21 protein-coding genes are annotated in these 21,783 nt (G+C 42.8%); 16 read left to right on the top strand and 5 right to left on the bottom strand.

Annotated features, from left to right (window positions below; genetic code table 11):
* Positions 1-23: 23 nt before the first annotated feature.
* Positions 24-899, bottom strand: a complete 876-nt coding sequence (locus tag LAQ65_RS20390; protein ID WP_224118865.1) for a sigma-70 family RNA polymerase sigma factor — start codon at positions 897-899, stop codon at positions 24-26.
* Between the two features lie 312 nt (positions 900-1,211).
* Between LAQ65_RS20390 and LAQ65_RS20395 the strand changes: the two genes are divergently transcribed.
* Positions 1,212-1,592 (top strand): START-like domain-containing protein, encoded by a 381-nt coding sequence (locus tag LAQ65_RS20395; RefSeq protein WP_224118866.1) that lies wholly within the window; start codon positions 1,212-1,214, stop codon positions 1,590-1,592.
* On the opposite strand, the gene LAQ65_RS20400 is transcribed toward LAQ65_RS20395, so the two are convergent.
* Positions 1,593-2,186, bottom strand: coding sequence for a hypothetical protein (locus tag LAQ65_RS20400; protein ID WP_224118867.1), 594 nt, complete (start codon positions 2,184-2,186; stop codon positions 1,593-1,595).
* A gap of 36 nt (positions 2,187-2,222) precedes the next feature.
* On the opposite strand from LAQ65_RS20400, the gene LAQ65_RS20405 reads away from it, so the two are divergent.
* From LAQ65_RS20405 to LAQ65_RS20430, 6 genes are all read left to right on the top strand, one after another.
* A complete protein-coding gene (locus LAQ65_RS20405; RefSeq protein ID WP_224118868.1) occupies positions 2,223-3,671 on the top strand; it encodes an LptF/LptG family permease in 1,449 nt (482 codons plus the stop codon).
* 18 nt (positions 3,672-3,689) lie between these two features.
* A complete protein-coding gene (locus tag LAQ65_RS20410) occupies positions 3,690-4,460 on the top strand; it encodes a superoxide dismutase (RefSeq protein ID WP_224118869.1) in 771 nt (256 codons plus the stop codon).
* Positions 4,460-5,476, top strand: a complete 1,017-nt coding sequence (locus LAQ65_RS20415) for a cation diffusion facilitator family transporter (RefSeq protein ID WP_224118870.1) — start codon at positions 4,460-4,462, stop codon at positions 5,474-5,476. The genes LAQ65_RS20410 and LAQ65_RS20415 overlap by 1 nt, the downstream gene beginning before the upstream one ends.
* A 24-nt stretch (positions 5,477-5,500) precedes the next feature.
* A complete protein-coding gene (locus LAQ65_RS20420) occupies positions 5,501-6,874 on the top strand; it encodes a dipeptidase (RefSeq protein WP_224118871.1) in 1,374 nt (457 codons plus the stop codon).
* Between the two features lie 70 nt (positions 6,875-6,944).
* Positions 6,945-7,328, top strand: a complete 384-nt coding sequence (locus tag LAQ65_RS20425; protein ID WP_224118872.1) for an RNA-binding S4 domain-containing protein — start codon at positions 6,945-6,947, stop codon at positions 7,326-7,328.
* Between the two features lie 222 nt (positions 7,329-7,550).
* The gene (locus LAQ65_RS20430) at positions 7,551-7,976 is read left to right on the top strand and encodes a hypothetical protein (RefSeq protein ID WP_224118873.1); all 426 of its coding nucleotides are present in this window, start codon (positions 7,551-7,553) and stop codon (positions 7,974-7,976) included.
* 26 nt (positions 7,977-8,002) lie between these two features.
* Here the strand turns inward: LAQ65_RS20430 and LAQ65_RS20435 are convergent, their stop codons facing one another.
* Positions 8,003-9,058 carry a response regulator gene (locus tag LAQ65_RS20435; RefSeq protein WP_224118874.1) on the bottom strand — a complete coding sequence of 352 codons (1,056 nt, stop codon included), beginning with the start codon at positions 9,056-9,058 and terminating at the stop codon, positions 8,003-8,005.
* A gap of 120 nt (positions 9,059-9,178) precedes the next feature.
* Between LAQ65_RS20435 and LAQ65_RS21135 the strand changes: the two genes are divergently transcribed.
* The 8 genes from LAQ65_RS21135 to LAQ65_RS20475 all read left to right on the top strand — a co-directional run bounded on the left by LAQ65_RS21135 (position 9,179) and on the right by LAQ65_RS20475 (position 17,959).
* Positions 9,179-11,551, top strand: coding sequence for a heavy metal translocating P-type ATPase (locus LAQ65_RS21135; protein WP_224118875.1), 2,373 nt, complete (start codon positions 9,179-9,181; stop codon positions 11,549-11,551).
* A gap of 85 nt (positions 11,552-11,636) precedes the next feature.
* Positions 11,637-11,801 carry a cbb3-type cytochrome oxidase assembly protein CcoS gene (gene ccoS / locus LAQ65_RS20445; RefSeq protein ID WP_224118876.1) on the top strand — a complete coding sequence of 55 codons (165 nt, stop codon included), beginning with the start codon at positions 11,637-11,639 and terminating at the stop codon, positions 11,799-11,801.
* Between the two features lie 20 nt (positions 11,802-11,821).
* Complete coding sequence (gene ccoN / locus LAQ65_RS20450; RefSeq protein ID WP_224118877.1) at positions 11,822-13,945, top strand: cytochrome-c oxidase, cbb3-type subunit I; 2,124 nt, start codon at positions 11,822-11,824, stop codon at positions 13,943-13,945.
* Between the two features lie 38 nt (positions 13,946-13,983).
* Positions 13,984-14,163 carry a cbb3-type cytochrome c oxidase subunit 3 gene (locus LAQ65_RS20455; RefSeq protein WP_224118878.1) on the top strand — a complete coding sequence of 60 codons (180 nt, stop codon included), beginning with the start codon at positions 13,984-13,986 and terminating at the stop codon, positions 14,161-14,163.
* Between the two features lie 9 nt (positions 14,164-14,172).
* Positions 14,173-15,390, top strand: a complete 1,218-nt coding sequence (locus LAQ65_RS20460) for a cbb3-type cytochrome c oxidase N-terminal domain-containing protein (protein WP_224118879.1) — start codon at positions 14,173-14,175, stop codon at positions 15,388-15,390.
* An 11-nt stretch (positions 15,391-15,401) separates the two neighbouring features.
* Positions 15,402-16,802: a cytochrome c oxidase accessory protein CcoG gene (ccoG, locus tag LAQ65_RS20465; RefSeq protein WP_224118880.1), complete on the top strand. Its 1,401-nt coding sequence runs from the start codon at positions 15,402-15,404 to the stop codon at positions 16,800-16,802.
* A 3-nt stretch (positions 16,803-16,805) separates the two neighbouring features.
* Positions 16,806-17,252, top strand: coding sequence for a FixH family protein (locus LAQ65_RS20470; RefSeq protein ID WP_224118881.1), 447 nt, complete (start codon positions 16,806-16,808; stop codon positions 17,250-17,252).
* Positions 17,252-17,959 carry a sulfite exporter TauE/SafE family protein gene (locus tag LAQ65_RS20475; protein WP_224118882.1) on the top strand — a complete coding sequence of 236 codons (708 nt, stop codon included), beginning with the start codon at positions 17,252-17,254 and terminating at the stop codon, positions 17,957-17,959. Before LAQ65_RS20470 ends, LAQ65_RS20475 begins: the two co-directional genes overlap by 1 nt.
* Here LAQ65_RS20475 and LAQ65_RS20480 read toward each other — a convergent pair.
* Positions 17,948-19,516 (bottom strand): sensor histidine kinase, encoded by a 1,569-nt coding sequence (locus LAQ65_RS20480; protein ID WP_224118883.1) that lies wholly within the window; start codon positions 19,514-19,516, stop codon positions 17,948-17,950. The two genes, LAQ65_RS20475 and LAQ65_RS20480, sit on opposite strands and share 12 nt — an antisense overlap.
* A gap of 8 nt (positions 19,517-19,524) precedes the next feature.
* The gene (nudK, locus tag LAQ65_RS20485) at positions 19,525-20,106 is read right to left on the bottom strand and encodes a GDP-mannose pyrophosphatase NudK (protein ID WP_224118884.1); all 582 of its coding nucleotides are present in this window, start codon (positions 20,104-20,106) and stop codon (positions 19,525-19,527) included.
* A 378-nt stretch (positions 20,107-20,484) separates the two neighbouring features.
* Between nudK and LAQ65_RS20490 the strand changes: the two genes are divergently transcribed.
* Positions 20,485-21,738, top strand: a complete 1,254-nt coding sequence (locus LAQ65_RS20490) for a T9SS type A sorting domain-containing protein (RefSeq protein WP_224118885.1) — start codon at positions 20,485-20,487, stop codon at positions 21,736-21,738.
* Positions 21,739-21,783: the final 45 nt, after the last annotated feature.

Consider the following 21,783-nt stretch of genomic DNA (forward strand, 5'->3'; position numbering starts at 1 on the left):
GCAAATATAATTGAAGCGATTGACTATACACCCAGGTATGTGCGTAACTCCTTACTTCTTGAATTTGTTTTGAGTTTGGTAATCGCTTTGTCCTTGATCTGGCGAACCCTTTCACGGGTCAGGTTAAATTTTTCCCCTATATCTTCCAGGCTCATGGGATGGTCTACCCCCAATCCGAAGAAATAGCAAATCACTTCTTTCTGGCGCTCGGTTAGCACCTGCATTGACCTGTCGATCTCCATTTTCAGGCTTTCGTCATGTTCAATGCCTTTATCTGTGCGTTCAGCGTTAGGGTTTTCCAGTACATCGATCATTGTATTTTCTTCACCATCAGACAATGGTGAATCCATACTTACGTGACGGGCGGAAATACTAAGGCTTGCGGAAACTTCCTCAATATCGATCTGGAGCAATTCTGCCAGTTCCTCAGGAGATGGCTCGCGCTCAAACTCCTGCTCCAGTTGCTGATATGCTTTTTGTATGCGGTTCGTCAAACCCACCTTATTCAGGGGCAGGCGAACAATCCTGCTTTGTTCGGCCAGGGCCTGCAAAATACTCTGGCGAATCCACCAAACAGCATAGGAAATAAATTTGAAGCCCCGCGTTTCATCAAAGCGCTGGGCGGCTTTTATGAGCCCAAGGTTCCCTTCATTAATCAGGTCGGGTAAGGAGAGGCCCTGGTTTTGGTATTGTTTGGAAACCGATACAACAAATCGAAGGTTGGCGCGGGTTAAACGGTCCAGGGCACGCTGATCGCCCTGTTTGATGAGCCTGGCGAGGCGCACTTCCTCTTCAGGTGCGATGAGCTCTACCTTGCCAATTTCCTGGAGGTATTTCTCGAGGCTCTGAGACTCCCGGTTGGTGATAGATTTAGTAATCTTAAGTTGACGCATGCTCATAGGCAGGGTTTTAGAGGTTTTTTTTTCTAAGATTTGAGGTTTGGTCTAACTAGAAACGCATTAATTAGGAATTTCTTGCATAAAAAGAGATTACTTATTAAGGTTACCCAGTTACAGCAATTTAATGTTCCCCTACCCCATTTCCAAATCCCGCATGCCTAAAACCCTGCATTCCGGTGTTAATACGGTTATTTTGTGTAATCATGTAAACAAAACCGTTTAACAAAAAATACTTATTATATTATTTTGCGCTGTCATTTAATTTTCTATTATTGCATTGATTGCATTACTAATGAATGATATTGACAGGAGATGACTAAGAAACAAATGTATACTTTGGAATATCCGGTCAGGTGCTCACCGACCATTTTATATGAATTTTTGAGCACCCCGGCCGGATTGCAGGAATGGTTTGCCGACAGGGTAGATGAAAGAGACCAGGTTTTCAGCTTTTCGTGGAATGGCTCAATTGATAAAGCAGAGGTATTGGAAAGTGAAGAAAATAGTTTTATCAGGTTTCACTGGTTACATGCGCCAAAAGATGAATTCTTTGAATTCCGCATCGAGAAATCGGAAGTTACCAACCAGACCATACTGGTGATCAATGATTTTGCTGAAAAGAAAGAAATCAAAGATTCCAGTCAGTTATGGGGATACCAGGTGAAGGATCTGTTCCATCGACTGGGTAATTAACTACAATAGCAGTTTCATCCAGCTGCTGAATCCATTAAACAGAAATCCCTGTGCGCTATCCCATTGGGATACAGGCAATACTATGGACAGTTTCAGGAAATTTCCCTGGGTTGCCAGTGAGATGATTTTTTGCGGGTCCATGCCTATCACCGGAAGGTAATTATCGGGACCGAAATGATGCTCCCACGGCGATGCATGTACGCAGACATGGGTTCCTTCCGGCCAAAGCGCCATTTTACCTAACAGAACCTGGCTAAAATCACCTGAAACCTGCAGGCTGCAGGAAAAAAAATTACCCCACCAGAATAAATGCCGGATAGCCAGTGTTGCTTCAGGAGCGAAAACACGCGGATAATCAAGCATAACCCAGGGCAATTGCTGATAATTCTCGCCCCTCGAAATTTTAGGCGGGTACATATAAATACTTTCAGGCAACTGGTGTCGCATCTTAGTGGTATATGCTACTTCAGCTTCGCTAAGCGTACCAAATTGCTGCATCACTGCACTCAATATACGGTTCTTGGTTAAAATAATGCCAGTATCTGCTGCCATTTCTTGTTCCTCTCTGGAAAGCTGTATTTTTACGCCGCTCATACCAACAAAGTTATTCAGAAAACATTCCGCTCCGCTGTGATAAAAAAGCTAGATAAATTAATATTAAAAGCCTTTGTTGGCCCATTTATCGCTACCTTTTTTATTACCCTTTTCGTGCTTGTACTCCAGTTTTTCTGGTTGTATATTGATGATATTGTGGGAAAAGGCCTCGATTTGATGACCATTGGCCAGCTGATCATGTATGTTGCAGCGACGGTAGTACCATTGGCTCTTCCGCTGGCTATACTTCTTTCTTCCATAATGACTTTCGGGAACCTTGGCGAAACCTTTGAGCTTGTTGCCATCAAAAGTGCAGGAATTCCTCTGCTACGTTTTATGCGTCCCCTGATGGTGGTTAGTATAATCATTTGCGGCATTGCCTTTTTATTTAATAATTATATTATTCCGGTTTCAAACCTGAGGCTAAACCGTTTAAAATATGATATCATCAACAAAAAACCGGCATTCGACCTGCGCGAAGGAGTCTTTTATACCGTTCTGCCGGGCTATGCTATAAAAGTTGGTAAGAAAGAAAAAGATGATTCCACATTAAGGGATATCATCATTTATGAAAAAGATTATAACCTACAGGATAATATCATTATTGCCAACAAAGGCATTATGAAAGTTTCAGCTGATAAACGATTCCTTGAATTCAAATTACAGAACGGATGGAGGTATTCCGAGCGAGGGTCACGATTAAACACCAATACAGAATTCATCCGCCTGGGTTTTACCGAATTTAAAAAAGTATTTGACCTCAGCACCCTGGCACTGAGTAAAACGCAAGACAGCCTTTTCAAGGATAATTACCAGATGCTTAGCGTGAGACAACTGAATTTCGCCATCGACTCACTGGAAGGGTTACACGAATACTACCATAAGAAAATGTACACCGACCTTTCGCCGTATGTGACTTTTGAAAAATATATTGATACCGGATGGAAGCAACCGGTAAAAGCAGCACCGGTCAGCAAACTTTCGGACATAGTACCAGATAGCTTAATTGCCAACTCGAATACAAAAGTATTATCGCAGTTAACTATTATCAAGAGTACTATGGATGCCAATACTGCTGAATACATGAGCAGGGCCAAAAGCCTTCGGCTGCATAAAATTGCCTGGCATGAAAAATTTACCTTATCCATTGCCTGTTTTATATTGTTCCTTATAGGGGCACCCTTAGGTTCCATTATAAGGAAAGGCGGGATTGGTACCCCCCTTGTATTTGCTGTAGTATTTTTCGTACTCTTTTTCCTGCTGAATAATTTCGGGAAAAAGTTCGTTAAGGAAGATGTTATGCAACCGGTATGGGGCATGTGGCTGGCCTCCTATGTATTAGCGCCGATCGGAATTTTCCTGATCTGGAAAGCCATGCATGATTCACAATTATTTAATAAAGAATTTTATTTCAGGATACTCCGCCAGATTCAACCATGGTTTGCACGGTTAAAAAATATTCGCAGTACGGACAAGGCTCAGTAACTTTAAAAAAACAGGTAAATGAAACTTTCCAAACAATCCAGACGAGACTTCCTGGCTAAAGGCACAAAAGCCTCTTTAGCTGTTGGTATTGGCAGTACCATAGTTGGCAGCAGTCTGCTGAGTTCCTGCAGCACAGCAAAAGCCACCGTTAACAATCCTTTCCACACTGGCTTCGACCAAAAGCCACTGCCATATGACTACAAAGCATTAGAGCCGTATATTGATGCCATGACCATGGAAATTCATTATACCAAACATGCGGCAGCGTATGCGAAGAACCTGAATGATGCCGCTCAGGCAGAAGGTATTGACCGCAGCAAACCACTCGAAGATATTTTCGGCAGTATCTCAAAATATTCTGACAAATTGCGCAACAATGCCGGCGGCCATTATAACCATGAACTCTTTTGGCAGAGTATGCGGGCCCCACGCGCTGATAACCGGCCAACAGGCAATTTGTTAACCACCATTGAAAGTAAATTTGGCTCCTTCGCCAATTTTAAATCCCAGTTTTCAGATGCAGGTAAAAACCGCTTCGGCAGTGGATGGGCATGGCTTGTACTTTATGGTGATAAACAAAAAGAATTAATACTCACTTCCACGCCTAACCAGGATAATCCGCTGATGGATATAGCCGGAACAAAAGGGTTGCCGATTCTCGGTCTGGATGTTTGGGAACATGCGTATTACCTGAAATACCAGAATAAGCGTGCCGATTACATTGAGAATTGGTGGAATTTAGTAAACTGGGATTTTATCCAGCAACGTTATGATACAGCAATGAAGTAATGCAGGCACAAAAAGAAAACTTCAGGTTGCAACAATGGGTTGTATTGGTGGCTGTATTATTATTCGGCATCAAAATCTTCGCCTGGTATATCACCCGGTCTGTTTCAATCCTTACTGATGCGCTGGAAAGTACTGTGAATGTCATTTCAGGGTTTATCGGTTTATACAGTTTATATATAGCTTCCAAGCCGCGAGACATGGATCATCCATATGGCCATGGGAAAGCTGAATTTATATCAGCAGCTGTTGAAGGAACCCTTATCATGATCGCAGGCCTCATCATAATTTACGAGTGCATCGATAATTTTATTCATCCGCATATCCTTCAAAAGCTGGATTACGGGATGATATTGGTGGGCATTGCCGGCTTAGTGAATTTCATAATGGGATATATCGCCATCAGGCGGGGCAAAAAAAACAATTCCCTGGCACTTGTGGCAAGTGGCAAACACCTGCAGTCCGACACATATTCCACCATTGGCATTCTGGTAGGTATTGCCCTGATCTATTTCACAAAAATTCAACTGATCGATAATATTGTTGCGCTCATTTTTAGTTTCATCATCATCTTTACCGGGTATAAAATTTTACGGGCATCACTTGCCGGAATAATGGATGAAGCCGATAATGAATTACTGCAACAAATGATAAAGCGACTGAACACCGACAGGCCCGCAAACTGGATTGACCTGCACAACCTCCGGGTAATCAAGTACGGCGCTATACTGCATATAGATTGTCACCTTACGGTGCCCTGGTACCTGAATGTTCATGAAGCGCATAAAGAAATTGACACCTTAAGCCAGCGCATCCGCCAGGAATTCGGCGACAGCATTGAACTTTTTGTTCATTCCGACGGTTGCCTTGAATTTTCCTGTGCCATCTGCACCAAAAAAGATTGCAAAGTGCGCATGCACCCATTTGAAAAACAAATCGAATGGACAGTTGGGAATATTTTATCTGACCAGAAACACCAGCTCCCCCAACCCGGCGAAGTATTGCCCAAAACCGCCTAAATTCGTTTCGCTAAATACATTACCATGAATGCTTGGAAAGAATACCAGGATCAGCATAAAGACCGTTTCCTGAATGAATTACTAGACCTTTTAAAGATTCCAAGCGTTAGTGCGCGTGGTGAAAACAAAGGCGATATGATAAAATGTGCTGAAGCGGTAAAGGCCAGCCTGCTTGCAGCCGGTGCTTCCAGGGCTGTAATTTATGATACACCGGGCCATCCCATTGTATATGGAGAAAAGATTACAGATCCAACCAGGCCAACTGTATTAGTTTACGGGCATTATGATGTTCAACCGGCTGATCCGCTGGAACTTTGGCACAGCGGACCTTTCGAGCCGGTAATTAAAGACGGGAAAATTTTCGCAAGGGGGGCTTGTGATGACAAAGGCCAGTTTTATATGCATGTAAAGGCTTTGGAAACAATGGTCCAGACCAATTACCTACCCACAAATATTAAATTTCTTATCGAAGGGGAAGAGGAAGTGGGATCACCAAACCTGGCCAATTTTGTTAAAGCGAACAAAGCCCTTCTGGATGCAGATGTTATATTGATCAGTGATACGGCCATGATCAGTATGGATAACCCTTCAATTGATATTGGTGTCAGGGGCTTATCCTATATTGAAGTAGAAGTAACAGGGCCAAACCGCGATTTGCACAGCGGTGTCTATGGTGGTGCAGTAGCAAACCCCATCACCATGCTGGCAAAAATGATCGCCTCCCTTCATGATGAAAACAATCATATTACTATTCCGGGCTTCTATGATGATGTAATTGAAGCAACTCAGGAGGAAAGAATGCTGATGGCAAAAGCACCATTCAGTGAAGAAGAATATGCCAAAGACCTTGGGGTATCTGCATTATGGGGAGAAAAAGGATATACAACAAATGAGCGCACCGGCATTCGTCCAACACTTGAATTAAATGGAATCTGGGGTGGTTATACCGGGGAAGGCGCAAAAACCGTATTGCCATCCAAAGCATTTGCAAAAATATCCTGCAGGTTAGTTCCAGACCAGGGGTCAGAAAAAATCACACAATTGCTCATCAACCACCTCTATGCTATTGCCCCGGAAGGAATAACGATCAAAGCATCCCTGCACCATGGCGGTGAACCCTATATGACACCCATAGACAGCGATGGCTATAAGGCAGCTGCCATGGCTGTTGAGAAAACTTTCGGCAAGAAGCCTATCCCGGTAAGGGGCGGTGGCAGTATTCCTATTTGCGCCTTATTTGAAAAAGAACTTGGGCTGAAAATAGTGTTTATGGGATTCGGGCTTGACAGCGATAACCTTCATTCACCGAATGAGAAATACGACCTGGTAAATTATTATAAAGGCATTGAGACGATTCCTTATTTCCACCAATATTTTGCAGCAATTGTTGAAGACTAAAGGGTAAGAAGTTGCCGGAAATCCCTAAGCAGTATGCCTATTCACGATTTACCATTCACCATTCACTAATATGTCTGAAAAGCTTCGACTCGATAAATATCTCTGGGCCATCAGGCTGTTTAAAACCCGGAGCCTGGCTGCTGAAGCCATTGATAAAGGCCGGGTTAAAAACCAAGGTGTTGCAGTGAAGCCATCCCGTGCAGTAGTAGTTGGCGATGAATACGAAGTCCGTGCGGAGGCAAGGAAATGGGTGATACGGATAACCGGGCTATTGCAAACCCGCGTACAGTACAGCGAAGCCATAAAATATTACGAAGACAAAACCCCACCGGAAGAACTGGAACGGCTCCAATTCCAGGCTGCCAGCTTTAATACCGGGAAAAGATTAAGCAAGGTTGGGCGCCCCACCAAAAAAGACCGCCGCGACCTGGAAGATTTTACCGAAAACAGCTGACAAAAGTCATCTTTCCTCCGAAACAAAATCATATTACTGCTCTGGCGCGGCACTTAGATTTGTAAGCGTATTACAATATTTAAAGGGGTAGCCAATGTTATTACAACATAAAATTCCAGTAAAAGAAACATTTTCATATGGTGAGCCGGTAATTATAATGCCTCGCAGTTCATCTTTTAAAGTATGGATAATTGTGATGTTTCCGTTTAATAATGCAATATCATGACGATGACATTAAGCATATTAGCATCAAAGCACCTGAATGAGGTACAGAAAGAGTTCAATACCTATTTCCCCTACCTGAAAATTGAATTCTTCCAGAGAATGCATGGTGTAAAGAAAGCTTCTCCACCACAGCGAATGTACCCGCATAACCTAACTATATCAGAAGCCAGGACTAACAATACCGAAGGCTACCTTGATTTGTGGCCTGACATGAGTGTGGCGGAACTAGAGCAGGCATTTTGGGATAAGTATGGCCTTTCCATCCAGGTTTTCCGGAAGTCGGGAAACTTATGGCTGGAAACAACCATGACCGACAAATGGACGCTGACCCAACAAAACAGCCATGGTCAGGAAATATCATCACCCAATACCAAAAATGAGGAAACCAAGGATGATTATGAATTAAATCGCGGCGAGGATTGATACACCCTTAATCAATATACAGCAACTTAATACAAAAGGTTGCCCAGGCGGGCAAGATCTGTTATACGGATTTTGCCCTCTTTTATTTCAATCAGTTTTTCTCCTTTAAAATCGCTTAATGTGCGGATCAGGGATTCGGTTGCCGTACCTACATACTGGGCAATATCTTCCCTGGAAATTTCAATGGCATGATTATCAGCGCCAGCACTAAATTTTTGTTGGATATCCACCAGTGCCTTCGCTACCCTTTTCCGCAATGAATCGTAGGCAAGGTGCAATAACCGGTCTTCCTTTTCTTTCACATTATGACTGACCAGCCTGATAAATTTTGTAGCAATTGCCATATCATTAAATACCAGTTGCAAAAAATCCTGCGCCGGGATCATTGCAAGTTCCGCGTCTTCCAGCACTTCAGCAGTGTCGTCGTACAAGCTATTCTCCAGCAGGGCAATATAACCTAAATACTCACCGGCATTATATAAATTAGTAATATATTCTTTCCCATCCTCATGTAGTTTATAGGTTTTCACTTTCCCGCTTTTGAGGTAATACAAAAACCTCGGCCTTTTATTTTCAGAATAAACAAACTGCCTTTTTGAAACAGATTCAACATCAAATTTTTCAGGATCAAGGTTGATCAGCCCGGATAGATTAAGGTCTTTCATCAACTCTTTCATGCCCAGCTCATTACCTGCATATTTCTGTTCCAGGATATCCTTCTTTTTCAACCTGATTTCAATCGCATTCAGTAATTCAATATCATCGAAAGGCTTCGTTATAAAATCATCGGCACCCATTTCCATCCCTTTCCGGAAATCGCTTCTTTCAACCTTAGCGGTCAGGAAAATGAATGGGATATGTTCTGTGGCCGGATTTTTGTGTAACAGGTGCAATACCCCAAAGCCATCCAGCTCAGGCATCATAATATCGCAAATAATAAGATCCGGCTTTTCCTGCAGGGCCAGCTCTACGCCCTTTTTCCCGTTTTCAGCGGTAAAGGTTTTGTACCCCGCTAAAGACAGAATTTCAGCAATATTTTCCCGGATAATGTCGTGGTCGTCGATGATAAGGATTCGTTTCATAGCTTGAGTTACATGAAATTAAGGCAAATTGAGAAAAATCAGTTCTATTCCTGAGAATTATCAGTAAAGGACGGGGCGATTACCGATAGCTTAGCCCCAAAAATAAGGGTGCCAGCTACAGTGAACAAACAAACCGCCTGCTATCATTGCGGAGAAGATTGCGGTGAAGTAAAGATCGTACTTGCTGAGAAACAGTTTTGCTGTGAAGGTTGCAAAACAGTTTACCAAATTCTGAATGACCATGGGTTGTGCGATTACTATGACCTCAATAACAATCCCGGCAAAAACCTGCGCCAGTCGATCAGGAAAAATAAATTTGCATTCCTCGACGATGAAAAAATTGCCGGGCAACTGATCAGTTTCCGCAATGAGGAACAAACCCATATCAGTTTTTACCTGCCCCATATCCATTGCAGTTCCTGTCTTTACCTCATTGAACACCTGCATAAAATCCACCCGGGTATTGTGCGAACAACGGTAAACTTTTCACGTAAAGAAGCCGATATCATTTTCAACCATAAAAAAATAAGCCTGCGGGAAGTTGCCGAATTGCTTACCCGTATTGGTTACGAACCTTACATCTCCCTAAACCAGCTGAAGGAAAAAAAGCCCCGCCTGCCCCGTACCATGATTTATCAGTTGGGGATAGCCGGATTTTGTTTTGTTAATATAATGCTGATGAGTTTTCCTGAATACCTGGGGCTGAAAAATATTGAAACCAGCCTTTTACATACATTCAGGTATTTGAACCTTGCGCTATCAGTACCAGTTTTGATTTTCAGCGCGCAACCCTTTTATGAATCAGCCTGGAAAAGCCTTCAGCACCGCTTCCTGAATATCGATGCCCCGATTGTACTGGCTATATGGGTTACCTTTTTCAGGAGCGTTTTTGAGGTATTGACGAATACAGGCAGTGGCTATTTTGATTCTTTTTCCGGTATCGTTTTCTTCATGCTTATTGGCCGGGTTTTGCAGGACAAAACCTACCAGGAACTTTCCTTTGACCGAGATTATACGTCGTATTTCCCCATTGCGGTAACCGTACTGAAGGATGACCAGGAGGTGCCCATGGCCCTGCCTGATATACAACCCGGGCAAACCCTCCTGATACATAATGAAGAACTTGTTCCTGCAGACGGCATCCTTACCAGGGGCAAGGCCTTCATCGATTATAGTTTTGTAACCGGTGAATCGCTGCCAGTATTAAAAGAAGTTGGTGAAATCATATATGCCGGCGGCAAACAGACAGGGGGCAATATGGAATTGCTGGTTGTAAAGGAAGTATCCCAAAGCTACCTTACCCGCTTGTGGAACCAGCCCAATAATCAGCCAACTGAAGAAAAAGGGATTTCCTTTGTGCACCTCCTGAGCCGGTATTTCACATATATCGTTCTAACGATAGCATCTCTTACGGCACTATATTGGTGGGCTAATGATCCTGTCCGCATATGGCCGGCAGTAACTGCGGTACTCATTATCGCTTGCCCCTGTGCGTTATTATTATCGAGCACTTTTACTAATGGCAATATCCTGAGGATATTGGGCAGGAATAAATTTTACCTCAGGAATGCCCAGGCCATTGAAGATATTGCCACCATAGACCATATTGTATTCGACAAAACCGGAACCCTTACAACCACCCAGCTACATGATATAATTTATGAAGGAGAACCGCTGTCAAAATCTGCACAGGAATCTATTGCTGCGCTTGCTGCACAAAGCGGGCACCCGCTAAGCAAGGCCCTGGCCAGGCATTTTGGGCGGAACAGCCTTATTGTCCAGGGATTTCATGAAAAAACCGGCAGGGGCATTGAGGGACTGATCAACGGAGATCTTTATGCACTGGGGTCACAGCAATTCATAACCGGAAAAAACACGCATCCGGGTGGTACCAGGGTATATGTTTCGAGGGAAGGCAAGCTTCTGGGCTTTTTCAGTTTCCGCAACCACTACCGCAATGCTGTGAATGATTTATTACAGGATTTACAGTCGGATTTTGAATTATCCGTGATTTCAGGAGATAACGCTTCCGAAAGGTCCACCCTGCGCAACCTTGCCGGCAAAAAAACCACCCTCCTCTTCAACCAGCAACCAGCTGATAAATCGGAATATGTCCGGCAATTGAAAGACCACCAGAAAAGGGTAATGATGGTTGGTGATGGATTAAATGATGCCATTGCTATGCGGGAAAGCCACATTGGTATTGCCATGGCAGAAGATTGCAATACGTTTACCCCTGCCAGTGATGGCATACTTGAATCAGCGCAATTAGGGAAACTAAACCGGTTTATCAGGCTTTGCAGGGCCAATAAACAGATCATCCTGGCAAGTTTCATGATGAGTATCGTATATAATATTATAGGCCTGTATTTCGCTGTACAGGGTAACTTATCCCCGATGGTAGCCGCCATCCTGATGCCGTCCAGTTCTATCAGCATTATCGGTCTCACTTACGGAAGCACCAACCTTGTAGCCAGGTGGTTAAAATTATAAACATGATAAAAATCAGATTAGGCATTGAGTGGGGTCATGGCTCACAGAGCCAGCAGCCGATACATTTACAAAAATTTAACGTTAAATGAGTGTAATCATCCTGCTTTTACTGGCAAGCATTTTTGTTGCAGCCATTTTCCTGGCCGGTTTCATCTGGAGCGTTAAAAGCGGTCAGTATGATGATGATTATTCCCCTCCGGTCCGTATGCTTTTCGATGATAAACCTTCACAAGAAAGTTCAAAAAAATAACCCGATAAACAGTCCCCGATATGCAGATTGAACAATTCAGTTATGACAACAAGACGGTAAAATGGTTTGCCTTTGCCACCATGCTATGGGGTATTGTAGGCATGCTGGTTGGCCTTTGGATCGCCATCGCGATGTATTATCCTCCGCTTAACCTGGGTTTTGCCCCAACCACTTTTGGCCGGATGCGACCTGTACACACCAATGCAGTGATCTTTGCCTTTGTAGGCAATGGTATATTCATGGGTGTATATTATTCCCTCCAGCGCCTTTGTAAAGCGAGGATGTTCAGCGACTTGCTGAGCAAAATCCATTTCTGGGGCTGGCAGCTTATTATTTTAAGTGCTGCATTAACGCTCTGGACAGGACATACTACCGGCAAGGAATATGCGGAGCTGGAATGGCCTATAGATATTGCCATTACCCTGGTTTGGGTAGTCTTTGGTATCAATATGTTCGGTACTATCCTTAAGCGGCGGGAGAGCCATTTATATGTAGCGATCTGGTTTTATATCGCCACCTGGGTAACCGTTGCCATGTTGCACATTGTCAACAGTTTTGAGTTACCGGTCAGTATCCTGAAAAGTTACAGTTGGTATGCCGGCGTACAGGATGCACTTGTACAATGGTGGTATGGTCACAATGCCGTTGCATTCTTCCTCACCACACCATACCTCGGATTGATGTATTATTTCCTGCCCAAGGCGGCTAATCGACCGGTATATTCTTACCGTTTGTCGATCATTCACTTCTGGGCATTAATCTTTATGTATATCTGGGCTGGTCCGCACCACCTTTTGTATACCGCCCTGCCTGACTGGGCGCAATCACTCGGGGTTGTATTCTCTGTAATGCTAATTGCCCCATCCTGGGGTGGTATGCTGAATGGACTTTTCACCCTCCGTGGCGCATGGGATAAAGTACGGGAAGAACCTGTTTTGAAATTTTTAGTGGTGGCGATAACCTGTTATGGCATGGCCACTTTCGAAGGCCCTATGCTAAGCCTTAAAAGCGTAAATGCAATTGCTCACTTCAGCGATTGGATAATTGCCCACGTGCATGTGGGTGCGCTTGGCTGGAACGGCTTCCTCACCTTCGGCGTTTTATACTGGCTGATCCCCAGGATGTACAATACTCAACTGTATTCCAAAAAACTAGCCGGAACGCATTTCTGGATCGGAACAATTGGAATTATTCTATATGCAATTCCCATGTATTGGGCTGGATTTACACAAAGCATGATGTGGAAGCAGTTTACCGAAGAAGGCCAGTTGAAATTTCAGTTTCTTGAAACCGTTACGCATATCATTCCCATGTATGTTTCCCGGAGTATTGGTGGAACGCTTTACCTGACCGGTGCTTTAATTATGGTCTATAATTTATATAAGACTATGGCAGCCGGAAGTTTTGTGGCAAATGAAGAGGCTGAAGCAGCGCCATTGCCCAAAGTAATTCCTGTGCATGGCAAGGAACACTGGCATCGCTGGGTCGAAAAAAGACCCGTCCAAATGCTGGTTTTCAGTTTTATTGCAGTTGCCATTGGCGGTATCCTGGAAATGGTTCCAACATTCCTTATAAAAAGCAATATCCCCACCATTTCCAGCGTGAAACCCTACACACCACTTGAATTACAGGGCCGTGACATATATGTAAGGGAAGGATGCTATACCTGCCATTCCCAAATGATCAGGCCATTCCGGGATGAGGTAGCACGTTACGGTGAATATTCAAAGGCGGGTGAATTTGTTTATGATCATCCATTCCAGTGGGGATCAAAAAGAACCGGTCCCGACCTGGCCCGTGAAGGTGGCAAGTATCCTGATAGCTGGCATTTTAACCATATGATGGACCCCCAATCTATGAGTCCGGGTTCAATCATGCCATCCTATCCCTGGCTTTACGAGAACAATATTGATACTTCCAGCACACCGGCAAAAATCAGGGCTATGCAAACACTGGGCGTTCCTTACGAAGAGGGATATGCGAACAAAGCCAATGCCGACCTGATGAACCAGGCAAATGGTATAAGGGTCAGCCTGAAAATGGAAAAACTGGAAACTGCAAAAGACAAGGAAATTGTAGCGTTAATCGCATACTTACAAAGGCTGGGTAAGGATATAAAGGGTGAACAGACAGCACAGAAATAGTGAATTTTGAACAGAATGAACATTAAAAAAAGAACAACATGAAATTTATAAACTACCTGGAATCGATAGCCGGCGTAAGCATATACGGATTGGGTTCGCTACTTATTTTCAGTGTGCTATTCCTTGGCATATTAGTGTGGACCTTCAAAGCGGATAAAAAACTGATTGAAGAAATCAGCCGGATTCCCCTCGACAACAATAACCCAACTCATTCTTAAAACAACCATATGTTTTTTAGTGATCAAATAAAGGGCAAACTGCAGGCAGGAACAAAAGCCATGGCCATTGTATTATTTTTGCTTGCCGCGTCGGCAACGGCGTGGGCAAAAGGCGCTACAGGCCCGGCTCCTACTAACGCTCTTGAAAATCCATTGGCGATTACCCTGTTAATCATCATCAGTGCCCTGGCGCTTATACTGGCCTTACTGGCCTGGGTAGTAAACGGCGCAGCCGGTGTTTTCCTGGGCAGATCAGCAAAGGAATCAGAACCTGGCAGTAGTTCCTCTTCTACAATCATTTCTATCCTCCTTGTACTATTGATGGTGTCCCCTGCAACTTTTGCACAGGATGCTGCAGCAGAAGCAGGTCAGGCCAGAATCGGGGGAATGGACCCGATAGCTTTCTATTTCATGCTGTTCATCATAGGGATTGAATTAGTGGGCATACTTTACCTGATATACAATCTCCAATTGCTTATCCGTGCAGAAAAAGCAAAAGTTATTTCAGTTGAAACGGCGGAAGCAGCAGGACCAAAAATAAACTGGTGGTCAAAATTCAACCGGTTCAGGCCAGTTGAACAGGAAGCCGATATAGATCTTGGGCATGATTATGATGGCATCCGTGAATTGGATAACCGTCTTCCGCCCTGGTGGCTATATGGTTTCTACCTGACTATAATCGTTGGAGTAATTTACCTGTGGCGTTACCATGTTGTACATACAGCCCCATCTTCTAAAGAAGAATATGAAATTGCTATGAATAAGGCCGCTGCAGAACAGGAAGAGTACCTTAAAAAATCAGCAAGTAAAGTGGATGAGAATACTGTGGTTATGCTGGATGCCGGCGGTATAGCAGCAGGCCAGTCAACTTTCATAACAAATTGCGCAGCCTGTCATGGCAAACTGGGTGAAGGTGGCGTTGGTCCAAATCTCACGGATGATTACTGGATCCATGGCGGAAAGATCAACGACATTTTTAAAACCATTAAATATGGGTATCCGGAGAAAGGAATGAAATCCTGGAAGGATGACCTGAGCCCGGTAAAAATTGCACAATTAGCGAGTTTCATCAAATCGATTCACGGAACAAATCCGCCGAACGGAAAAGAAAAACAAGGTGACCTGTATACAGAATCTGGCACACCAGAATCAACTGCAGTTCCCAAAGACTCAACTGCCAACCCTAATAGTAAAGATAGTACTACACCCAGTCGGTCCGCCAAATAAAGATAATTTCCATGATAGAAGAACAGGAAGATATCAGTTTTCGTGACCACCTGGCTACAGTTGATGCAAAGGGAAAGCGCAAGTGGATTTACGCCCAGAAACCAAGGGGCAGGTATACCAATATGCGCACTTATGTAAGCTGGGGATTCTTCCTGATTTTCCTGTTATTGCCTTTTATTTATGTAAACGGAAGGCCCTTTTTCATGTTCAATATCCCTGATGCGAAATTCATCATTTTCGGCCAGGTTTTCTGGCCGCAGGATTTTTTCATCTTCGGTTTAACGATGGTTTCCTTCGTTATTTTCATCGTTTTATTTACAGCCGCATTTGGAAGACTGTTTTGCGGATGGGTTTGCCCGCAAACCATTTTTATGGAAATGGTTTTCAGAAAAATTGAATACCTGATCGAAGGTGATGCGAGCCAGCAACGGTTACTGAAAAAATCGTCCTGGAACACAGAAAAAATTGTAAAAAAAGTAAGCAAACACCTTGTCTTTTTTTTAATGTCATTTATAATTGCCAATTTTTTCCTGGCCTATATTATCAGTATTAAGGAACTTTGGAAAATTATTACAGAACCCGTTTCAGAGCACTTCGTAGGGTTCTTGTCCCTTTGTGTTTTCTCCGGCGTTTTCTACGGTGTATATGCTTTTTTCAGGGAACAGGTATGCACCGTTGTTTGCCCTTATGGCCGCCTTCAGGGGGTTCTTCTGGACCAGAATTCACTCATTGTAGCCTACGACTATAAAAGAGGCGAACCCCGTGGAAAAGTTAGCCAGAAAGAAGAGCTTGGATTGGGGGATTGTATAGATTGCCTGCAGTGCATTAAAGTTTGTCCAACGGGGATCGATATCCGCAACGGCACACAATTGGAATGTGTTAGCTGTACAGCCTGTATTGATGCCTGTGATAATATCATGGAAAAAGTGGGGCGACCAAAAGGACTTATCCGGTACGCTTCGGAAAACGGTATTGAGAATAGTGAGCCATTGCGCTATACCACGCGGATGAAATTATATACAGCTTTATTAATGGTCCTGCTCGTTATATTATCCACCCTGCTCCTGACCAGAAAAGATATAGACGCCACAATTATGAGGACACCGGGTATGCTATACCAGGAAAGAGGGGCCGACAGTATCACTAATCTCTATAATATAAAAGTGGCCAATAAAACGATGGCGGATGTTCCCATGACTGTTCGGATGGAAAGGGGTGATGGAAAAGTGGAGATTATAGGTGGGGGTCCGATTATTGTAAAAAAAGAAGGGCAGGGTTCTGGTTCATTTTTTATTGTACTTCCCAAAAAGGCTATACATGAGCGGAAAACAGAATTACGGCTTTATTTATATGAAGGAGAAAAAGAACTTGACCACATGAAAACCAATTTTCTCGGGCCCATAAATCAATAAGCTATGACGCTGAACTTCGGACACAAACTGCTTATCGCCTTTATTTTGTTTGGTGCCATAATGCTTTACCTGGTTTACCAGACTTTACAAACAGACTATGAACTGGTATCAAAAAATTATTACCAGGATGAGCTGGAGTACCAGCAGGTAATTGATGCCACAAAAAACGCCAATGATTTGGGCTCTAAAACGGTTATAAGCCAGCAGGGCAATGAAATCCTGCTGCAACTTCCAAAGGAAATGTACAACCAGTCCATAAGTGGTAGAATAAATTTTTATTGCCCGTCTGATTCAAAAAAAGACCGGAACTTTACGCTGGCCCCCGACCCCGCCGGTCATCAGGTTATACCAATTGACAAAGACATTAGTACTGCCTCATACCGTGTCCGGGTAAGCTGGATGGCCAATAACAAAAAATATTACCAGGATTCCTACCTGCAGGTAAAATAATGTACGCGGATATAATCATAGCTGGATTAAGTTTAGGCGCCATCAGTAGTTTTCATTGTGTTGGCATGTGCGGTCCTATTGCATTTGCTCTTCCGGTACAAAACCTGGGGCGGTTAGACCGACAGATTGCCGTTTTAGGTTATCATAGTGGAAGAATTATTACCTATGCAAGCCTGGGTGCCATTTTCGGCGGACTGGGAAGACAGGTTTATCTCGCAGGATTCCAGCGATGGTTTTCTATTGGATTAGGGATCCTTTTACTGTCATTATTGATACAGTACGTCAAAAATAAATCAAACATACAGCCTACAATTTTCAATCGCCTGCAGCAAAGGATTCAACAATGGATGGGGCATTTGCTCAAAGATAACAAGCCATCTTCCTTCCTGCTGCTGGGTATGGCCAACGGGCTGCTGCCCTGCGGCATGGTTTACCTGGCTATTGCCGGGGCATTAAGTACCAATAATTTTACAGATGGGATCATCTTCATGGCCTCATTCGGCTTAGGCACTTTTCCAGCTATGCTGGCACTTAGTCTCTTTGGATATATGGCAAGTATAACACTACGCAACAAGATTAAAAAACTCACCCCGGTTGTTATTGCCCTGATGGGCGTATTGTTAATTTTACGTGGCCTAAATTTAGGCATCCCCTACATTAGCCCCGTGCTGGAATCAGCAAGGGGTAAGGCTGAATTATGCCACTGAAATGATTGTACCTTCAGGTAAGGTCACGGTGAAAGTTGTCCCTTTGTTAAGTTCACTTTCTACAAGAATTTCCCCATTTAACAGGTCTATATAGCGCTTTACTATATGAAGGCCTAATCCGGTACCCTGGATATTAAAAGCATTCTTCGCCCTGAAAAAACTACCAAACAAATAAGGCTGGTCTTCTTCTGCGATACCAATTCCGCTGTCTTTCACTACCAGTTTAAGTGTATGGTCATGATTATTTACTGTTATTCGTATTGATGTACCTGTTGGCGAAAACTTAACCGCATTGCTAAGAAGGTTAATCAGGATATGTTTAATAAGGCGTTTGTCTGTTGAAAAATGGGCATCCCCCACCAGAATGGTATCAATCTTTTGTCCATCCTTAAGCATCGGCTTCAATTCATCTTCCAGGTCTTCAACCAGGTTATGAATATTGACACTGGAAATTTGGGTTTCCACTTTGCCTTCTTCCAGTTTTCCAAAGGAGAGAAAATCCTCCAGCAGATCATTCAGGTGCTTAACAGCATCTTTTACACGTAAAATATGCTTATCTCGTTGTGGCTGTTCTTCCGTTTGCTGATAACGGCCAATTAAAGCAGAAGAGGATAATATGGTACTCAGCGGCGTCCTGAATTCATGGGATGCCATCGACACAAAGCGCGATTTTATTTCGTTCAACTCTTTTTCTTTGTTCAGCGCCTCCTCCAGTTCATGCTGCGAACGCTCCAGTTCCTGCAGGGCTTCCTTTAAGATAAGCGTCCGCTCTTCCACCTTTGTTTCAAGGTTTGCGTTTAGTTTCCGTACATCATTGGTTACTTTTTCCAGTTGTTCCTTCTGTTGCAATAATTTTATTTCAGCCTCTTTTCTTTGCGTAATATCTATAATGAAAGCAATTACAAAATTTTGCTTTTTATGTTTGAAATGACTGAGGCTGATCTCAACCGGAAACTCTGAACCATCTTTCTTTTTGGCAAAGAGGTCACGCCCCTGACCCATCCTGCGATTACTGGGGTTTTCCACAAAATTTTCCCGGTATTGAACATGGTTTGCCTGAAACCGCTGTGGAATAAGCGATTCAATGGTTTTTCCAAGTAATTCATTTTTATTATAACCCAATAATCTTTCTGCTTCGGGATTACCAAGAATAATTTCCCCATTGCCATTTGTAAGAATAATTCCTTCCGTGGCAAATTCAAAAAGTGCAGTAACCTGGCGCCTTTCCCTATCAAGACTCCTGTATAATTTTTTCTGGTATATAACCAGTAGCATGGTCATTATGATTACAACAGCAGAAAATAAGTGCTGCAGAAATAGTTGGGGCGCAGGGATTGATGAGTCAGGGTTAAAGGACGAAACCAAAACAAGTGCAAGGCCACAAAAACCAAAAATCCGTGTATAGCTATCGTCATTTAAAAATATAGTAAGCAGGATAGCTATGATATAGCCGCCATCAAAAAAGCTGTAATCGGGTTGATTGTACTGCATTACTGCAGTCACCAGGATTACAATACAGCTGAATAAAACAAGAGGAAGAGGTTTTTCTTTAAACATATTTAAAGTTACAGCAGCAAGCCGTTAATTTGTGCATATTGTAATAACAATATTGTTTTAGCATCCTTTATTTCACCAGATCTTACCATTGCCAGTGCATCTTTAAAATTGTATTCAAGCACTTCAATATCTTCATGGTCTTGTGCCACTCCACCACCTTTACCCAATTTCATTTCCTTTTCATAAGCAGCAACAAAAAAATGGAGGATTTCAGTGACAGAGCCTGGTGACATATACGCTTCAAATATTTTTTCAACATCTTTAATTTTATAACCAGTCTCTTCTTCAGTTTCGCGCCTGATACAATCTTCAGGATGGTCGTTATCCAAAAGTCCGGCACAAGCTTCAATAAGCATACCGGTTTCATTACCATTAATGTAGGTTGGCAACCTGAATTGCCTGGTGAGAATTACAGTTCCGGCTTGTTTATTATACAATAATATTGTTGCACCATTTCCCCGGTCATATGCTTCACGGTTAAGCTGTTGCCATACACCATTATTATCACGGTAATCAAAAATGATCTTCTTAAGTATATACCAATTATCAGATAATATTTTTGTCTCGAGGATTTTTACGCGATCATTCATGAATTACTAATTGATACAACGTAATTTAATTATTCCGTTTAGGATATCTACTAAAAAACAGTTAGTTAAACTACTAATTTTACTGAAATGCAGGCTGGTATTGGGTACAACTACTCGACAATAGCAGTCCATTCATCGAAAAAACACTATCAATACTTGTATTTTCCGAATTCTGAAACAATCTTTGTACAGTTGATCGGTAATAATGTAACCTGCGCGGCAGGAAAATTTTTAAAAATTCCAAAATCTTTGAAAACCAAAGTTTCGCAACAATACCTATGAGGAATATATATTTCCTTACCCACAGTTGATTTTATGAAAACTTTGTACCCCCATTTGTCTAGCCAGGTTTTGGTAAACAAAATTAAAACATTCATCTTGATAGCTTTCCTGCTATCCTCCGGATCTATCTCCGCCCAAAATATCAGTTTTACGAATTACAAATTAATCGGTGGTGCCGCTGGTCAGAGAGGTGCCATGTATCGCTTCAGCTCTGTAACACAGGATGTTTTCGGCAAACCTGTTTCTGATTGTATCATAAAAATTGAAGGTATAACACCCGGTGTAACCCTGAAACAAATTAACCATGATGCAGCCGGCCATATTTCTTCTTTCCAGCCTGAAGTTGAATACCAGGATATTAACGGGCCCTCATGGATTGAATTCAGCTTCACTTTCGTTCCCCATAACTCTTCAAGTACACAATACAACAATTACCATAATATTCCTGAGATCACTACATCTGTATCAGGACTTAATAATTTCGGATCAGCACAGGAATTTGCAGAATGTAATCTTGGCCCGGATAGCAAGATTGTATACGATTCAGAAATCACTAACCTGATGATTTCAGCCACCGGTACCGGATTTCGCGCTGAAAACAAATGGGGTACTGAAAATGGCACAAAAAACAAAATAAACAATACCGATAAGCTGAGCATTGTGAACAAGAATATTTCAGTTATCAGGATCAAAATCGGTATCAACAGAAATAATAATAACTGGGGTGGAACCAGCAAGTACACGATCGAATTGAAGGATGCCGGTCCCGATTTGACAAAAGTATATATGCCAAATATAGTAGGCTTCCAGGCAAGGATGCAACAAGACCAGGTTCAACTGGCATGGTCCAGTCCTAACCAGGATAACCTGCAGGATATTTCAGTAGAAAAAAGCCTTGATGGTGAGATTTTCAGGCAAGTTGGCAGCTTCAGAAAAACTGAAATGGAAAAAGATGGTTTGTTTGAGTTTACTGATGAGGCAAAATCATCGACTACAATGGGGGCTGTATTTTATCGTTTGCGTACCAGGGACATGCAGGGTAATTTTGAATATTCTTCTGTTAAAATGGTTGTCCTTAAAAAGAAAGATGACTTCATAAAAACAGATATCAGTATGGACCCGGTTACTGGAGTATCAGTATTGTTGACTCCGCTGGGATGGCAACAGAAAGACATTTCTGCCGAAGTCTTTAATGCGCAAGGTGAACTGGTGAAAAAAATCACTGAAAAGAAAGCTTCAGCCCAAATGAACCTTGAAATGAAGGATCTTCCTGCCGGTGCCTATGTAGTTCGATTCACCTGTGGAAAGCAATACTCAACTCAATACATTATTCATTCCGAAAGCCTGTAAGCATTCGCAGTATTCTGTGCAAGCTTATTATTCAAATATTTTACG

It is taken from the genome of Flavihumibacter profundi, from assembly GCF_020076305.1.
GTDB lineage: Bacteria > Bacteroidota > Bacteroidia > Chitinophagales > Chitinophagaceae > Flavihumibacter > Flavihumibacter profundi.

What these genes read in the sequence shown, in the direction of transcription:
- LAQ65_RS20390 (WP_224118865.1), bottom strand. Translation starts at nt 899, where the DNA reads ATGAGCATGCGTCAACTTAAGATTACTAAATCTATCACCAACCGGGAG.
- LAQ65_RS20395 (WP_224118866.1), top strand. Translation starts at nt 1,212, where the DNA reads ATGACTAAGAAACAAATGTATACTTTGGAATATCCGGTCAGGTGCTCA.
- LAQ65_RS20400 (WP_224118867.1), bottom strand. Translation starts at nt 2,186, where the DNA reads ATGAGCGGCGTAAAAATACAGCTTTCCAGAGAGGAACAAGAAATGGCA.
- LAQ65_RS20410 (WP_224118869.1), top strand. Translation starts at nt 3,690, where the DNA reads ATGAAACTTTCCAAACAATCCAGACGAGACTTCCTGGCTAAAGGCACA.
- LAQ65_RS20415 (WP_224118870.1), top strand. Translation starts at nt 4,460, where the DNA reads ATGCAGGCACAAAAAGAAAACTTCAGGTTGCAACAATGGGTTGTATTG.
- LAQ65_RS20420 (WP_224118871.1), top strand. Translation starts at nt 5,501, where the DNA reads ATGAATGCTTGGAAAGAATACCAGGATCAGCATAAAGACCGTTTCCTG.
- LAQ65_RS20425 (WP_224118872.1), top strand. Translation starts at nt 6,945, where the DNA reads ATGTCTGAAAAGCTTCGACTCGATAAATATCTCTGGGCCATCAGGCTG.
- LAQ65_RS20430 (WP_224118873.1), top strand. Translation starts at nt 7,551, where the DNA reads ATGACGATGACATTAAGCATATTAGCATCAAAGCACCTGAATGAGGTA.
- LAQ65_RS20435 (WP_224118874.1), bottom strand. Translation starts at nt 9,058, where the DNA reads ATGAAACGAATCCTTATCATCGACGACCACGACATTATCCGGGAAAAT.
- ccoS (WP_224118876.1), top strand. Translation starts at nt 11,637, where the DNA reads ATGAGTGTAATCATCCTGCTTTTACTGGCAAGCATTTTTGTTGCAGCC.
- ccoN (WP_224118877.1), top strand. Translation starts at nt 11,822, where the DNA reads ATGCAGATTGAACAATTCAGTTATGACAACAAGACGGTAAAATGGTTT.
- LAQ65_RS20455 (WP_224118878.1), top strand. Translation starts at nt 13,984, where the DNA reads ATGAAATTTATAAACTACCTGGAATCGATAGCCGGCGTAAGCATATAC.
- LAQ65_RS20460 (WP_224118879.1), top strand. Translation starts at nt 14,173, where the DNA reads ATGTTTTTTAGTGATCAAATAAAGGGCAAACTGCAGGCAGGAACAAAA.
- ccoG (WP_224118880.1), top strand. Translation starts at nt 15,402, where the DNA reads ATGATAGAAGAACAGGAAGATATCAGTTTTCGTGACCACCTGGCTACA.
- LAQ65_RS20470 (WP_224118881.1), top strand. Translation starts at nt 16,806, where the DNA reads ATGACGCTGAACTTCGGACACAAACTGCTTATCGCCTTTATTTTGTTT.
- LAQ65_RS20475 (WP_224118882.1), top strand. Translation starts at nt 17,252, where the DNA reads ATGTACGCGGATATAATCATAGCTGGATTAAGTTTAGGCGCCATCAGT.
- LAQ65_RS20480 (WP_224118883.1), bottom strand. Translation starts at nt 19,516, where the DNA reads ATGTTTAAAGAAAAACCTCTTCCTCTTGTTTTATTCAGCTGTATTGTA.
- nudK (WP_224118884.1), bottom strand. Translation starts at nt 20,106, where the DNA reads ATGAATGATCGCGTAAAAATCCTCGAGACAAAAATATTATCTGATAAT.